The sequence below is a fragment of the Curtobacterium sp. AC272 genome, assembly GCF_979258155.1.
In genome coordinates this window covers 2,183,175-2,196,812 of sequence record NZ_OZ409838.1, presented here as the reverse complement: position 1 = coordinate 2,196,812, position 13,638 = coordinate 2,183,175, and the positions used below count along the sequence as shown (strand labels likewise).

Here is a 13,638-nt window from a genome sequence, read left to right as displayed (position 1 = left end):
AGCAGTGACGGTGCCGGACGGGCTCCGCCTGCGGCGGGCGCACCCGCAGGACCTCGACGACATCATGTGGCTCGAGCACGTCTCGTTCCCGACGGACGCCTGGTCGGCGTCGCAGATGTCGGGCGAGCTGTACTCGCCGCACGGGTACTACGTCGTGATCGAGACCGTCGACGACTCGGCCGCGCCGTCGGTCGTCGGGTACGCCGGACTGTCCTCGCTGGCGGGCAACCCGGTCGCCGACGTGCAGACCATCGCGGTCGCAGCCGAGCAGCGCGGCAAGGGACTCGGACGGGTGCTGTTCACGGACCTCCTCGACGAGGCCCGTCGCCGCGGTGTGCGCGAGGTGTTCCTCGAGGTGCGCGCCGACAACCCGGTCGCGCAGTCGATGTACACGGCGTTCGGGTTCGAGCACATCGCGACCCGGCCCCGCTACTACCAGCCGGACGGCGTCGACGCGTGGGTGATGCGGGCGGAGCTGCCGGTCGCGGCAGACGCGGCGCCGACGTCGGCCGTCGGCCCGATCGGACAGGAGGCGCTCGATGAGCGTGGCTGAACCACTGGTGCTCGGCATCGAGACGAGCTGTGACGAGACGGGCGTGGGCATCGTGCGGGGGCGCACCCTGCTCGCGAACGTCATCGCGTCGAGCATGGACGAGCACGCCCGGTACGGCGGCGTCGTGCCCGAGGTCGCCGCGCGGGCGCACCTCGAGGCGATGACCCCGACGCTGCACGAGGCCCTCGAGCGGGCCGGGGTCACCCTCGACGAACTCGACGCCGTCGCGGTCACCGCCGGGCCGGGTCTGGCGGGTGCGCTCATGGTCGGGGTCGGTGCCGCGAAGGCGCTCGCCGTCGCCACCGGCAAGCCCCTGTACGGCGTGAACCACCTGGTCGGGCACGTCGGCGCCGACGTCCTGCGCACGGACGGCAGCGACATCGAGCTGCCGACGATCGCACTGCTGGTGTCCGGCGGGCACACCTCGCTGCTGCTCGTGAAGGACCTGGTCGGCGACGTCGAACTGCTCGGCGAGACCATCGACGACGCCGCGGGTGAAGCGTTCGACAAGGTCGCGCGGCTGCTCGGGCTGCCGTACCCCGGCGGGCCGCAGATCGACCGGGCCGCGGCGGACGGCGACCCGAAGGCCATCCGGTTCCCCCGCGGCCTGACGCTGCCGAAGGACCTGGCCGCGCACCGGTACGACTTCTCGTTCTCCGGGCTGAAGACCGCCGTCGCTCGCTGGGTCGAGCGCTGCCGCGACGAGGGACGCGAGGTCCCCGTGGCCGACGTGGCGGCGAGCTTCCGCGAAGCGGTCGTGGACGTCCTGCTGACCAAGGCCCTGAACGCGTGCCGCGACACCGGCGTGGACCGGCTCCTGCTTGGTGGCGGTGTGGTCGCGAACGCCCGACTGCGGCAGGTCGCCGAGGAACGGTGCGCCGCCGCGGGCGTGCAGCTGCGGATCCCGCCGTTCGACCTGTGCACGGACAACGGCGCGATGATCGCGGCCGTCGGCGCACGCCTGGTCGCCGAGGGACACGCCCCGAGCGACCTCGGGATCGCGGCCGACTCGACGTTGCCGGTGACGACCGTCCAGGTCTGAACCGTCCGGGCCCCGACCCGGTCTGAACCGTCCGGGCCCCGACCGGTCGGCCCTCGGGCGCCTGTGGGAGGATTCACGTGGCGTCGGAGAGACCGGGCGCCGAGAGGGGTGGACGGTGTCCGATCAGAACGAGTGGCCGAAGCCGGGCGAGACGACGCCGGGCGGCACGACCGGTGGCACAGCGGGCGCGCAGCCCGAGGGGACGTCCGCTCCGGACGCACCGCAGGCCCCCGACGCACCCCAGGCCCCGTCGGCTCCCGATCAGCCGCAGAACCCGTCCGGGCAGCAGCAGCCGTCGAACCCGTACGCAGCTCCGCAGCAGCCGAACCCCTACGGCCAGCCGCAGCAGTCCAACCCGTACGGCCAGCCCCAGCCGTCGAACCCGTACGCGGCTCCGCAGCAGCCGCAGAACCCGTACTCGGCACCGCAGGCGCCGCAGGACCCGTACGGCGCCGCCCAGAACCCGTACGGCCAGCAGAACCCGTACGCGCAGCAGGGCGGTCAGAACCCCTACGCGCAGCCGCAGCAGCAGCCGTACGCGCCGGCGGGTGCCTACGGTGCGACGGGGTACCAGCCCTACGCGCAGCGCCCGAAGACGAACACGCTGGCGATCCTGTCGATCGTGTTCGGCCTTGCCGCCGTCCCGATGTGGTTCATCGCGATCCTGCTCGGCCCGGCCGGAGCGATCCTCGGCCACGTCGCACTCGGCAAGATCAAGCAGAACGGTGAGGCCGGCCGAGGGCTCGCCCTGACCGGCATCATCGCCGGCTGGGTGATGACCGGCGTCTGGCTGATCTGGATCGCCTTCATCATCTTCCTCGCGGCGGTCGGCCAGAGCGGCTACTCCGACTACGGCTACGACTCGGGCACCGGCGCGTTCCTCAGCTGAGCCGCTCGCACAGGATCGCGGTGTGCCGGCCCTCCAGCCGGGTGAGGACGAGCGTGACCCGGCCGGTCCCGCGCAGCCGCAGCCGCTTGCGGAACTGTGCGGGATCGACGTCCACGCCGCGCTTCTTGATCTCGACGGTGCCGATGTCATCGGCGGCGAGTCGCGCTGACAGCCGCTTCACGTCGAGCGGCATGGTGTCGAGCACCCGGAAGCCCTGGGCGAAGGGCGTCGACACGGCACGGTCCGAGGTCACGTAGGCGATCCCGTCGGACAGCATGTGGCCGTCCAGGTCGCGTGCCAGGTCCCCGATGAGTCGCGCGCGGATGACGGCGCCGTCCGGCTCGTACAGGTGGGCACCGAGCGGCCCCACCCCGGCGTCCTCTGAGTCTGCCGGGCCGGTCATCTCGGCGATGCCGTGCGCACCGATCACCGTGGCGGCGCGGCGGATGCCCGGCCGGGCGAGGGGCCCGAACCACAGTGCGAGCTCGACGACCTCGCGGTCGACGGACGTCCACTGTGCTTCGGCCGTGTCCGGGATCAGGTCGCGGTCGATCCCGGGACCGAGCTTCACGCCCGTCGGGGTGTGCGTCGCGGCCGCGAACACGGTGTCGAGCGACGGCGACCAGTCGTCCGGGTCGGCCAGTCGGCGGGTGTCGGAGTGGCCGCTCGTCCGGCGGGCCGGGTCCATCCAGACGCCGTCCACCGAACCGAGGTCGAAGGCCGCTGCGTCACCGAGTTCGACCCGCGCGTTCGGCCACACCGCCAGGTTGTGCGTCGCGACCGCTGCGGTGACCTCGTCGCGGTCGACCGCGGTGACGTCGAGGTCGAGCGCCGCCATGGCCATCGCGTCGCCGCCGATCCCGCACCCGAGGTCGGCGACCCGGGTCAGGCCGGCGGCGGCGAAGCGTCCGGCGTGCTGCGCGGCGACCTGCAGCCGGGTGGCCTGCTCGAGTCCGGCCTCGGTGAAGAGCATGCGCGCGGCGAAGTCGCCGAACTTGCCACGGGCCTTCAGCCGGAGCTTGGCCTGGGTGAGGACCGCCGCGACGAGCTGCCGGTCGTGCCCCTCGGCGCGAAGCCGCGACACCACCCGGACGATCTCGCCGCCGTCCGAGACGCCGGGGGTACGGTCGAGCAGGGCCATCCCGTCAGGGGTCAGCAGTGTGGCGAGTTCGGCGGCTTCCATGTCCCGATCCTCCCAGGTGCTGGATGTTCCCCTGATGTGCTGGCACTCGGATTGACCGAGTGCCAGTGTCCCCCTAGAGTTGGCGTTGGCACTCTCCTGTGCGTAGTGCCAACCCGGTTTTCATCTGTACCGAGTCCGTACCGAGAAAGAAGAGGTCACCGTGGCCGTCAGCATCAAGCCGCTCGAGGATCGCATCGTCATCCGCCAGGTCGAGGCGGAGCAGACCACCGCATCCGGTCTGGTCATCCCCGACACCGCGAAGGAGAAGCCCCAGGAGGGCGAGGTCGTCGCCGTGGGTCCGGGTCGCATCGACGACAACGGCAACCGCGTCCCGCTCGACGTCGCCGTGGGTGACAAGGTCATCTACTCCAAGTACGGCGGAACCGAGGTCAAGTACTCGGGCGAGGACCTGCTGGTCCTGTCGGCCCGCGACGTCCTCGCGGTCGTCGTCAACTGAGTCCAGTACTCCACGCGAACGCCCCGTTCGGCCTGTCGGCCGGCGGGGCGTTCGTGCGTCTGCGGGCTTCCGGCGGGTCCGTCGCGTGCACGTGCTCCGACCGGGAGGCCCGTGGCACGCCCGGCCCGTCGGTGGCCGTTCCTAGGATGGTTCCGTGAGTGAACCGAGTCCCGCGCGACCCGTCCGCAGCGAGGCATCCGTCGGCGTGGTGCAGGCGATCGTCGCGTACGGGCTCTGGGGCCTCATGCCCCTGCTCTTCGCCGCGATGGCCCCGGCCGGCGCGTTCGAGATCGTCGCCTGGCGCATCGTCTTCGGGCTGGTGTTCTGCGCGGTCGCGATCGCCGTCACCCGCTCGTGGCTCCGCACCCGTTCCCTGATGGCGCAGCGCCGGGTGATGGCGGTGATGGGGCTCGCCGCGGTCCTCATCCTGGTGAACTGGACCGTGTACGTCCTGGCGACCACGACCGGCCACACCGTCGAGGCCGCCCTCGGGTACTTCATCAACCCCCTGGTCACGATCGCGCTCGGCGTCGTCGTGCTCCGCGAACGCCTGCGGCCGGCGCAGTGGGCCGCGGTCGGCATCAGCGTCGTGGCGGTCGTCGTGATCGCCGTCGGCTACGGCCAGGTGCCGTGGATCTCGCTGGTGCTCGCGTGTTCCTTCGGCCTGTACGGCCTGGTGAAGAAGCGGGTCGGTGGCACCGTCGACGCGCTGAGTGGCCTGACGATCGAGACCGTGTGGCTGCTGCCGATCGCGGTCGTGGCGCTGGTCGTCCTCGGCGCGACGGGTCTCGGTGGCGGCGTGACGTTCACGAGCGAGGGCTGGGTGCACGTCCTGGTGACGGTGCTCACCGGCCCGGCGACGGCTGTCCCACTCCTGCTCTTCGCGTCCTCGGCGCGGCGGGTGAGCCTGTCGACCCTCGGGTTGACGCAGTACCTCGCGCCCGTGATGCAGCTGCTCGTCGGTGTGGTGGTGCAGCACGAGGCGATGCCGCCCGCGCGCTGGTTCGGCTTCGGGATCGTGTGGTTGGCGCTCGTGGTGCTGACGGCGGACTCGTTCGCCGCCGCGCGGGCGTCCCGTCGCCGAGCGCTCGCACCTGCTCCGGCCGAGCCTGCCTGACGGACGTACCCCGGGCCTCCCGTCCGCCCGTCGGTGCCGCGCCGTGCCTGGCCCGAGTCTCGGCGTGCGCGACAGTTCTCGCGTGCGCGACGCCGAGAAACGTCGCTGGGCCCGAGTCTCGGCTCCGTGAAGCCGAGACTCGGGCCCAGAGTGGGACCGGTAGTGCTGGTTACTTCTTGACCGCGCCCTGGATGGCGCTCTGGTAGACGGGCTTGTTGTCGCCGTCGAACTTGTAGATGCCGATGTAGGCGCTCGACGGGTCGTTGTTGTCGTCGAACGGACCGATGCCGGACGGGCCGGTGTAGTGGATGTCCTTGCCGTCGTCGAGGAGCGCGACGCACTCCTTGAACGTGGCGCACTCGGTGCCGCCGTCCGCTCCGGAGACCGCGGCCATGTTGGCCTGGATCGTGCCCGAGTCGGTGCCCTTGCCCTTCACGGCAGCGAGGGCGGCGAGGACGGTGGCGTCGTAGGACTCCGCCGCGTACGAGTAGTCGGCGAGCGTCTTGTTCGACGACTCCTTGTAGAAGTCGGACAGCTGCTTCTTGAAGTCGTCCTTCGGCGAGGCACCGGGGATGGTGCCCTGGGCGCCGTTCAGGGTGCCCTTGTCGAAGTCCTTCGAGTAGTCGGCCGTGTTGCCGTCGGACATGTAGATCTTCGCCGTGTTCCCCTGCGAGACGAGCTCCGGGATGATCGACTTCGTCTCGTCGAAGGCCAGGACGACGATCGCGTCCGGCTTGGCTGCGAGTGCGGCCGTCACCTCGGACGAGAACGTGGTCTGACCGGGCGGGAACTCCTGGCCCTCGCCCTTGCCGCCGTAGACGACCTGGCCACCGGAGGCCTCGACCGCGGACTGCACCGAGTTGCGGAGGCCCGTGCCGTAGGTGTCGTTGAAGACGAGGAACGCGACCTTGGCGTTGCCGTCACCGGTCACGAGCTGCCCGAGCGCCGAACCCTGCACCGAGTCCGGCGGAGCGGTCCGGTAGTAGTACGACGAGTAGCCGGAGAGGTCGCTCGCGGTGTTCGCGGGCGAGATCTCGACGATGCAGTTGCTGGTGAGCTGGTCGATGACGTTGAGCGTGACCGACGAGGACTCGGCGCCGATCGCGACCGGGACCTTCGCGTTCACGAGCTTCGTCGCGGCCGAGCTCGACACGGTCATGTCGTTGCTGTCGCCCGAGTCCGTCGCCGGGTCGATGGTGACGTCCTTGTCGAGGACGCCGCCCGCGGCGTTGATGTCCTTGACCGCGAGGCCGACACCGGACTCGGCCGGCGGGTTCAGGTACGCCAGTGAACCGGTGAGCGGCAGGATCGTGCCGATCTTCAGTGCGTCGGTGCTGGGGGTGTCGGGGGCCTTGCAACTGGCGGCGGGGTCCTTCTTCGCACCGCTCGACGCCGAGCTGGACGGGGAGTCGCCGCTGCTGGTGGTGGAACACGCGGCGAGCAGGACGGCTACTGCGCCTGCCAACGCCAGTGCCGTGGTGGCACGGGTGGTTCTGATCATCCGTGGAGCCCTTTCTCTGCGCGGAGGCGTTGCCGCTTCGGGTCGAACGCGGCGCCTCCACTGGATGTCGAGAAACGTAGGGTCCCGGTGTTTCGCCCGTGTGACGGGGCGGTACGGAAAGTGTTTCGTTACCGAGCCGTGATCGTTTCTGTGCGGAGGATCAGGGATCGGCGATCCGTGCAGCCCGTGTGTCAGGCGTCGAGTTCAGCCACGGAACGCAGCACGCAGAACTCGTTGCCCTCCGGATCGGCGAACACGACCCACCCGCCGTCGTCGTGTCGGAGGTCCGCGAGCTCGGTCGCACCGATGCCCCGCAGTCGCTCGACCTCGGCATCGCGCGTGCGGTCGGTGGGACGCAGGTCGAAGTGGATCCGGTTCTTCACGGACTTCGCCTCGGGGACCTGGATGAACAGCACCTGGTGCGAGCCGTCGGGTGCGGTGATCATGCACTCCTCGTGCCCGGGGGCGTTCGGGTCGTCGGCGATGTCGACGTAGCCGAGGACCTGCTTCCACCACTCCGACAGGGCGAAGGCGTCACGGCAGTCGATCGTGGTGTGGGAGACGGCGCTGACCATGCCGTGACACTACTGCCGGCAGACGACGAACGCCCCGCTCCGGTGGGGAGCGGGGCGTTCGGGGTGCAGTCGGCTCAGCTGCGGTAGTTCGGCGCCTCGACGACCATCTGGACGTCGTGCGGGTGCGACTCCTTGAGCCCGGCAGCCGTGATGCGGACGAACTTGCCGCGGGCCTTGAGCTCCGGGATCGTCCGGCCGCCGACGTAGAACATCGACTGCCGGAGCCCACCGGTGAGCTGGTACACGACGTTGCCGACCGAGCCGCGGTAGGGCACCTGGCCCTCGATGCCCTCGGGGATCAGCTTGTCGTCGTTGGGGACGTCGGCCTGGAAGTAGCGGTCCTTCGAGTACGAGGTCTTCTTGCCGCGGGTCTGCAGTGCGCCCAGGGAGCCCATCCCGCGGTACGCCTTGAACTGCTTGCCGCCCACGAAGACCAGGTCGCCGGGGGACTCGTCCGTGCCGGCCAGCAGCGAACCGAGCATGACGGTGTCGGCACCGGCCACCAGGGCCTTGGCGATGTCGCCCGAGTACTGCAGGCCACCGTCGGCGATGATCGGCACGCCGGCCTCGCGCGCAGCGAGGGAGGCTTCGTACACGGCGGTGACCTGCGGGACGCCGACGCCGGCGACGACACGGGTGGTGCAGATCGAGCCGGGCCCGACGCCCACCTTGACGGCGTCGACACCGGCGTCGATGAGCGCCTGCGCACCGGCACGGGTCGCGACGTTGCCGCCGATGACGTCGATGTCCGCGAAGGACGGGTCGGCCTTGAGGCGGCGCACCATGTCGAGCACGCCTTCGCTCTCGCCGTTGGCGGTGTCGACCACGAGCACGTCGACGCCCGCGTCACGTAGGGCCTCGGCACGCTGCCAGGCGTCGCCGAAGAAGCCGATCGCGGCACCGACGCGCAGTCGGCCCTCGTCGTCCTTGGTGGCGTCCGGGTACTGCTCGCTCTTGTCGAAGTCCTTGACGGTGATGAGGCCGCGGAGCTTGCCCTCGGCGTCCACCAGGGGGAGCTTCTCGATCTTGTGCTGCGCGAAGATCGCGATGGCTTCTTCGGGGTCGATGCCCTCCATCGCGGTGATCAGCGGCGCCTTGGTCATGACGTCGCGCACGAAGGTGGTCGACTGCTCGAACGTCGCCACGAACCGCATGTCGCGGTTGGTGATGATGCCGACGAGCGTGCCGTCCGCTTCGACCACGGGCAGGCCGGAGACGCGGAACTGTCCGCAGATCGCGTCGACCTCGGCCACGGTGGCGTCCGGGGTGGTGGTCACCGGGTTGGTGATCATGCCCGATTCGGAGCGCTTGACCTTGTCGACGTAAGCGGCCTGGTCCTCGATGGAGAGGTTGCGGTGGAGGATCCCGATGCCGCCCTGCCGTGCCATGGCGATGGCCATGCGGGCTTCGGTGACGGTGTCCATCGCTGCGGAGAGCAGCGGGACGTTGACGGAGATCCGCCTGGTGAGCCGGGACGCGGTGGACGCCTCGCTCGGGATGACGTCGGTGTGCCCCGGCAGGAGCATGACGTCGTCGTACGTGAGTCCGATGAATCCGAACGGATCCGGCTGGTCCATGGGTCCCCTTCGTGGGCGAGTGAAGTGGTCGAGACACCGAGAACGCAACGGCGGGTTCCGGATAGGACATGGTAACGCGCGTGGGCCGTCCCGCTATTCCGCGTTCCGCCTGGGAGAACGGATCGCGGCTCTCCTCCACACAGGTCACGGTTGCGCGACGACTCACAGCGGGAACGAGTTGGAAACACGGGTGTCACACAATCCCCATAGCGTCACTCGACATCCGAACGAGAGGCTCTTCCGTGGGATCCATCACTCCTCCGGGACGGGCGCAGCCGCGCCTGTTCCGCCTCCGCCAGGCCCGGCGACGACCGGTCCTGGCGGCCGTGCTCGTCGCCGCGTTCCTGGCGACCTTCCTGATCGACTGGGCGGTCACCCTGCCGGCTTTCAGTGCCACGTCGGCACCGGCGACCAGCCAGGCCTGCACCGTCAGCCCGACGAACGGGTGCATCCAGGGCACGATCACCGACTCCGAGCGGGAACCGGCCGACGACGTCGACGTCGACGTCGCCGGGCCCGGCGGCTTCGCCGAGACCGTCACCACGAACGCCGACGGCCGCTGGTCGGTCAGCGTCGACGAGGCCGGCGAGTACACCGTGAGCGTCGACCAGGACACCCTGCCGAAGGGCCAGTACCTGACGAACGCGGCGGACGCGGAGCGCAAGGTCCAGGCGACCCTGAACGCCAACGTCGGGCAGATCTTCCAGCTGTCCGACCAGAAGGGCGCCACCACCACGACGGACTCGTCGAGCGTCAGCCCGCAGCGGGCCTGGCAGCAGTTCGCCTCGGGGATCCGCCTCGGTCTGCTCATCGCGCTGGCGTCGATCGGCCTCTCGCTCATCTACGGCACGACGGGGCTGTCGAGCTTCTCGCACGGTGAGCAGGTCACCCTCGGCGGCTTGCTGGCCTACGTGTTCGCGAACCAGCTCGGCTGGAACATCTGGGTGACCGGCATCGTTGTCACGCTGCTGTGCGCGGCGACCGGGTACCTGCAGGACGCCGGGATCTGGCGGCCACTGCGGCGCAAGCGGATCAGCCTCACGCAGCTCATGATCGTGACGATCGGTCTGTCGATCGCCGCCCAGTACGCGTTCCAGTACTTCTTCGGGGCCGCGACCGTCCGGATCCAGCAGGGCAACCCCGAGACCGTCCGGTTCGCGGGGGTCACGCTCACGGTGCAGTCCTACGTGGCGATGGGTATCGCGCTGGTCGTCCTGATCGCCACCGGCCTGTTCCTGGCGAAGACCCGCTTCGGCCGGGCCACCCGCGCGGTGTCGGACAACCCGGCGCTCGCCGCGGCGTCCGGCATCGACGTCGACCGGGTCATCCGGTTCGTGTGGACGCTCGCGGCCGGTCTCGCCGGCCTGTCCGGCGTGATGCTCGGCCTGGTGCTGAACGGCGTGAACTGGCAGACCGGCCTGCAGCTGCTCCTGCTCATGTTCGCCTCGGTGACCCTGGGTGGTCTCGGGACGGCCTACGGCGCGCTGGTCGGATCGATGATCATCGGCGTCGTCGTCGAGCTCACGAACCTCGTGCTCCCCGGTGACTTCAAGTACGCCACCGCCCTCGTCATCCTCATCCTCATCCTGCTGTTCCGGCCGCAGGGCATCTTCGGCCGCGCCGAGCGGGTCGGCTAAGGGAGCACGCGCATGGACTACATCCTCAACCTGCTGTCCTCGCTCACCCAGGAGGCCCTCGCCCCGACCACGGCGGCGTTCGCCCTGGCGGCCATCGGACTGAACGTGCACTTCGGCCTGACGGGGCTCGTGAACATGGGCCAGGCGGCGTTCCTGCTGCTCGGCGCCTACGGCTTCGCGATCTCGATCACGAACGGGCTGCCGTTCGTGATGGCCGTGCTCATCGCCCTGCTCGTCGCCATCGTGTTCGCGATCATCCTCGGCGTCCCGACCCTGCGACTGCGCGGCGACTACCTGGCGATCGTGACGATCTCCGGCGCCGAGATCATCCGCATGGTCGGCCGCTCCAGCCTGCTGACCACGACGACGGGTGGCTCCAACGGCATCACCGGGTCGAGCTACCGCGACCCGTTCACCGCCCTGAGCCCGCTGCCGGACGGCACCACGACCATCCTCTGGTTCACCTACGCGAACAACGGCGTCAACGGCTGGTGGATCCGCATCGCCGCCTGGGCCCTCGTCGCGCTGTTCACCTTCGTGCTCTTCCTGCTCATGCGCAGCCCCTGGGGTCGTGTCCTGAAGGCGATCCGCGAGGACGAGGACGCCGTCCGCTCCCTCGGCAAGAACGTCTACTCGTACAAGATGCAGGCGCTCGTCTTCGGTGGTGCGCTCGGAGCGCTGGCGGGGATCATCTACGTCCTGCCGAGTTCGGTGCAACCGGACGCCATGGGCCGCTCGATGACGTTCTTCATCTGGACGGCGCTCATCCTCGGTGGTGCCGCGACGGTGTTCGGTCCGGTGCTCGGCGCGGTGCTGTTCTTCGTCGTCCGGCTCTTCATCCGCACCCTGGCCGGCGACTTCATCCCCGACTCGATCATGAACGCCCAGCAGGCCGAGCAGTTCTCGTACGTGCTCGTCGGCGTCGCGCTCATGCTCCTGATCGTGTTCCGACCACAGGGCCTGCTCGGCAACAAGAAGGAGCTGACGTTCAGTGTCTGAGACCTACGGCTACACGAAGGCCGACCCGATCCTGACGGTCGACGGCGTCACCCGGCACTTCGGTGGCATGACCGCCGTGGACGTCGACCACCTCGAGGTCCAGCGCGGCTCCATCACGGCCCTGATCGGACCGAACGGCGCCGGCAAGACGACCTTCTTCAACCTGCTGACCGGCTTCGACAAGCCCAGCCCCGGTGCCAGGACGCAGTTCAACGGCGCCACGCTGCAGAAGACCAGCGCGACCCACATCGCCAACCGCGGCATGGTCCGCACCTTCCAGCTGACGAAGGCGTTGTCGCGGCTCACCGTGATGCAGAACATGCTGCTCGGCGCCCGCGACCAGCCCGGCGAGAACTTCTTCGCCGCGCTGATCAAGCCGGTGTGGGCGAAGCGCGAGCGGGAGATCACCGCGAAGGCCGAGGACCTCCTCGCCCGCTTCAAGCTCGACGACAAGGCGGACGACTACGCCGGTTCGCTGTCGGGCGGCCAGCGGAAGCTCCTCGAGATGGCCAGGGCGCTGATGTCCGACCCGACGATGATCATGCTCGACGAGCCGATGGCGGGCGTGAACCCCGCGCTGACGCAGTCGCTGCTCGGGCACATCCAGTCCCTGCGCGACGACGGCATGACCGTGCTGTTCGTCGAGCACGACATGCACATGGTCCGGCACATCTCGGACTGGGTGGTCGTGATGGCCGAGGGCAAGGTCGTCGCCGAGGGGCCGGCGGACACCGTGATGGACGACCAGGCGGTCATCGACGCGTACCTGGGTGCGCACCACGACACCGACCTGGGTGACGACTCGCTCCTCACCGAGGAGACCTTCGAGGAACTGGCGGAGGAAGTCGCGGAAGAAGACGCGGCGGACGCAGCAGCAGAGGAGAAGACCCGATGACGGACGCAGTCGACCCCACGAACGCGAGCAGCGCCTCCAGTCCGGAAGCGCCGACGGCGAGCACCGCCACGCTGGAACGCGAGCCGGTGCTGAGCGCGAAGAACCTCGTCGCTGGCTACCTGCCGGGGGTGAACATCCTGAACGGCTGCGACCTGGACTGCTACCCCGGCGAGCTGATCGGGATCATCGGGCCGAACGGTGCGGGCAAGTCCACGCTGCTCAAGGCCCTGTTCGGTCTCGTGTCGATCCGCGAGGGGTCGGTCACGCTGCAGGGCGAGGACATCACGAACCTCAAGGCGAACAAGCTCGTGCAGGCCGGCGTCGGCTTCGTCCCGCAGACGAACAACGTGTTCCCGTCGCTGTCCATCGAGGAGAACCTGCAGATGGGGCTGTACCTGCGGCCCCGCAAGTTCGCGGAGCGCCTCGAGGTCATCTACGACCTGTTCCCGGTGCTCGCGCAGCGCCGCGGCCAGCGGGCGGGGTCCCTGTCCGGCGGCGAGCGGCAGTCGGTCGCCATGGCGCGTGCGCTGATGATGGACCCGAAGGTGCTGCTGCTCGACGAGCCGAGTGCCGGACTGTCCCCGGTGCGCCAGGACGAGACGTTCCTGCGGACCCGCCGGATCAACAAGGCCGGTGTGTCGATCGTCATGGTGGAGCAGAACGCGCGACGCTGTCTGCAGATCTGCGATCGTGGGTACGTGCTCGACCAGGGGAGGAACGCGTACTCGGGCACGGGGAAGGAACTCGCGGACGACCCGAAGGTCATCGAGCTGTACCTCGGGACGCTCGCCAAGGACGTCGACGCAGGGCGCTAGCGCGCTGTGTCGACTGCGGGTACCGCTGTGGGGGTGGTATCCGCGACGGGTGGGGCCGTGCGTGGTCGCTTCGCGCCGCACGGCCCCGCTCCTGCACGTGGGGCCCCGTCGGCTCGCGACGGTGCGTGGCCGGCTCCGGTTCTGCCGGGAGGCCCGTCCCGCGTCCGCCGGGTCGGTATCGTTCCGCAGGTGCAGAGACTGTCGGCGGGCGCGATGGACGCCCTGGTGTGGGTGGTCTTCATCGCGCTGTTCGTCGGTGCGGCGCTGCTCGTGAAGGTGGCGGCTGCGCTCCTCGTCGTGCTCGTGGTGCTCGCGCTCCTGCTCGGCTTCGTGCTGCGGGTGCTCCGCAAGCGACGCCGGACCCCGCGCCGCCCCCGCTGACCCTGCGGCCCGCGGCC

At 69.7% G+C, this 13,638-nt stretch carries 14 protein-coding genes; 10 read left to right on the top strand and 4 right to left on the bottom strand.

Annotated elements, in window-relative coordinates; translation table 11 throughout:
- The first annotated feature begins 4 nt into the window (after positions 1-4).
- The 3 genes from rimI (at position 5) to ACZZ0J_RS11130 (ending at position 2,484) form a co-directional block, all read left to right on the top strand.
- On the top strand, positions 5-553 hold the full coding sequence (gene rimI / locus ACZZ0J_RS11140) for a ribosomal protein S18-alanine N-acetyltransferase (RefSeq protein ID WP_463436914.1): 549 nt from the start codon (positions 5-7) through the stop codon (positions 551-553).
- Positions 540-1,595 carry a tRNA (adenosine(37)-N6)-threonylcarbamoyltransferase complex transferase subunit TsaD gene (tsaD, locus tag ACZZ0J_RS11135; protein WP_214546659.1) on the top strand — a complete coding sequence of 352 codons (1,056 nt, stop codon included), beginning with the start codon at positions 540-542 and terminating at the stop codon, positions 1,593-1,595. Before rimI ends, tsaD begins: the two co-directional genes overlap by 14 nt.
- A gap of 115 nt (positions 1,596-1,710) precedes the next feature.
- Positions 1,711-2,484: a DUF4190 domain-containing protein gene (locus ACZZ0J_RS11130; RefSeq protein WP_463436912.1), complete on the top strand. Its 774-nt coding sequence runs from the start codon at positions 1,711-1,713 to the stop codon at positions 2,482-2,484.
- Here the strand turns inward: ACZZ0J_RS11130 and ACZZ0J_RS11125 are convergent.
- Positions 2,477-3,667, bottom strand: coding sequence for a class I SAM-dependent methyltransferase (locus tag ACZZ0J_RS11125; RefSeq protein ID WP_463436910.1), 1,191 nt, complete (start codon positions 3,665-3,667; stop codon positions 2,477-2,479). The two genes, ACZZ0J_RS11130 and ACZZ0J_RS11125, sit on opposite strands and share 8 nt — an antisense overlap.
- Positions 3,668-3,827: 160 nt before the next feature.
- Between ACZZ0J_RS11125 and groES the strand changes: the two genes are divergently transcribed.
- Both groES and rarD read left to right on the top strand, forming a co-directional pair.
- A complete protein-coding gene (gene groES, locus ACZZ0J_RS11120) occupies positions 3,828-4,124 on the top strand; it encodes a co-chaperone GroES (RefSeq protein ID WP_110893972.1) in 297 nt (98 codons plus the stop codon).
- 154 nt (positions 4,125-4,278) lie between these two features.
- A complete protein-coding gene (gene rarD, locus ACZZ0J_RS11115; RefSeq protein WP_463436908.1) occupies positions 4,279-5,241 on the top strand; it encodes an EamA family transporter RarD in 963 nt (320 codons plus the stop codon).
- Between the two features lie 169 nt (positions 5,242-5,410).
- Here rarD and ACZZ0J_RS11110 read toward each other — a convergent pair whose 3' ends face one another.
- The 3 genes from ACZZ0J_RS11110 to guaB form a co-directional block, all read right to left on the bottom strand.
- Positions 5,411-6,742 (bottom strand): ABC transporter substrate-binding protein, encoded by a 1,332-nt coding sequence (locus ACZZ0J_RS11110; protein ID WP_194647386.1) that lies wholly within the window; start codon positions 6,740-6,742, stop codon positions 5,411-5,413.
- Positions 6,743-6,933: 191 nt separating this feature from the next.
- Complete coding sequence (locus tag ACZZ0J_RS11105) at positions 6,934-7,317, bottom strand: VOC family protein (RefSeq protein WP_463436906.1); 384 nt, start codon at positions 7,315-7,317, stop codon at positions 6,934-6,936.
- A 74-nt stretch (positions 7,318-7,391) separates the two neighbouring features.
- Positions 7,392-8,894 (bottom strand): IMP dehydrogenase, encoded by a 1,503-nt coding sequence (gene guaB / locus ACZZ0J_RS11100; RefSeq protein WP_123293173.1) that lies wholly within the window; start codon positions 8,892-8,894, stop codon positions 7,392-7,394.
- 242 nt (positions 8,895-9,136) lie between these two features.
- Between guaB and ACZZ0J_RS11095 the strand changes: the two genes are divergently transcribed.
- The 5 genes from ACZZ0J_RS11095 (at position 9,137) to ACZZ0J_RS11075 (ending at position 13,621) form a co-directional block, all read left to right on the top strand.
- Positions 9,137-10,531, top strand: a complete 1,395-nt coding sequence (locus ACZZ0J_RS11095; RefSeq protein WP_463436904.1) for a branched-chain amino acid ABC transporter permease — start codon at positions 9,137-9,139, stop codon at positions 10,529-10,531.
- 12 nt (positions 10,532-10,543) lie between these two features.
- Positions 10,544-11,530: a branched-chain amino acid ABC transporter permease gene (locus ACZZ0J_RS11090; RefSeq protein ID WP_123293176.1), complete on the top strand. Its 987-nt coding sequence runs from the start codon at positions 10,544-10,546 to the stop codon at positions 11,528-11,530.
- Entirely contained in the window at positions 11,523-12,425 is a 903-nt protein-coding gene (locus ACZZ0J_RS11085; protein WP_123293178.1) for an ABC transporter ATP-binding protein, read from the top strand. Before ACZZ0J_RS11090 ends, ACZZ0J_RS11085 begins: the two co-directional genes overlap by 8 nt.
- Complete coding sequence (locus ACZZ0J_RS11080; protein WP_463436902.1) at positions 12,422-13,240, top strand: ABC transporter ATP-binding protein; 819 nt, start codon at positions 12,422-12,424, stop codon at positions 13,238-13,240. The genes ACZZ0J_RS11085 and ACZZ0J_RS11080 overlap by 4 nt, the downstream gene beginning before the upstream one ends.
- 189 nt (positions 13,241-13,429) lie before the next feature.
- Entirely contained in the window at positions 13,430-13,621 is a 192-nt protein-coding gene (locus tag ACZZ0J_RS11075; protein WP_123936942.1) for a hypothetical protein, read from the top strand.
- Positions 13,622-13,638 lie beyond the last annotated feature (17 nt).

What these genes read in the sequence shown, in the direction of transcription:
- ACZZ0J_RS11105 (WP_463436906.1), bottom strand. Translation starts at nt 7,317, where the DNA reads ATGGTCAGCGCCGTCTCCCACACCACGATCGACTGCCGTGACGCCTTC.
- ACZZ0J_RS11080 (WP_463436902.1), top strand. Translation starts at nt 12,422, where the DNA reads ATGACGGACGCAGTCGACCCCACGAACGCGAGCAGCGCCTCCAGTCCG.
- ACZZ0J_RS11125 (WP_463436910.1), bottom strand. Translation starts at nt 3,667, where the DNA reads ATGGAAGCCGCCGAACTCGCCACACTGCTGACCCCTGACGGGATGGCC.
- ACZZ0J_RS11090 (WP_123293176.1), top strand. Translation starts at nt 10,544, where the DNA reads ATGGACTACATCCTCAACCTGCTGTCCTCGCTCACCCAGGAGGCCCTC.
- tsaD (WP_214546659.1), top strand. Translation starts at nt 540, where the DNA reads ATGAGCGTGGCTGAACCACTGGTGCTCGGCATCGAGACGAGCTGTGAC.
- guaB (WP_123293173.1), bottom strand. Translation starts at nt 8,894, where the DNA reads ATGGACCAGCCGGATCCGTTCGGATTCATCGGACTCACGTACGACGAC.
- ACZZ0J_RS11110 (WP_194647386.1), bottom strand. Translation starts at nt 6,742, where the DNA reads ATGATCAGAACCACCCGTGCCACCACGGCACTGGCGTTGGCAGGCGCA.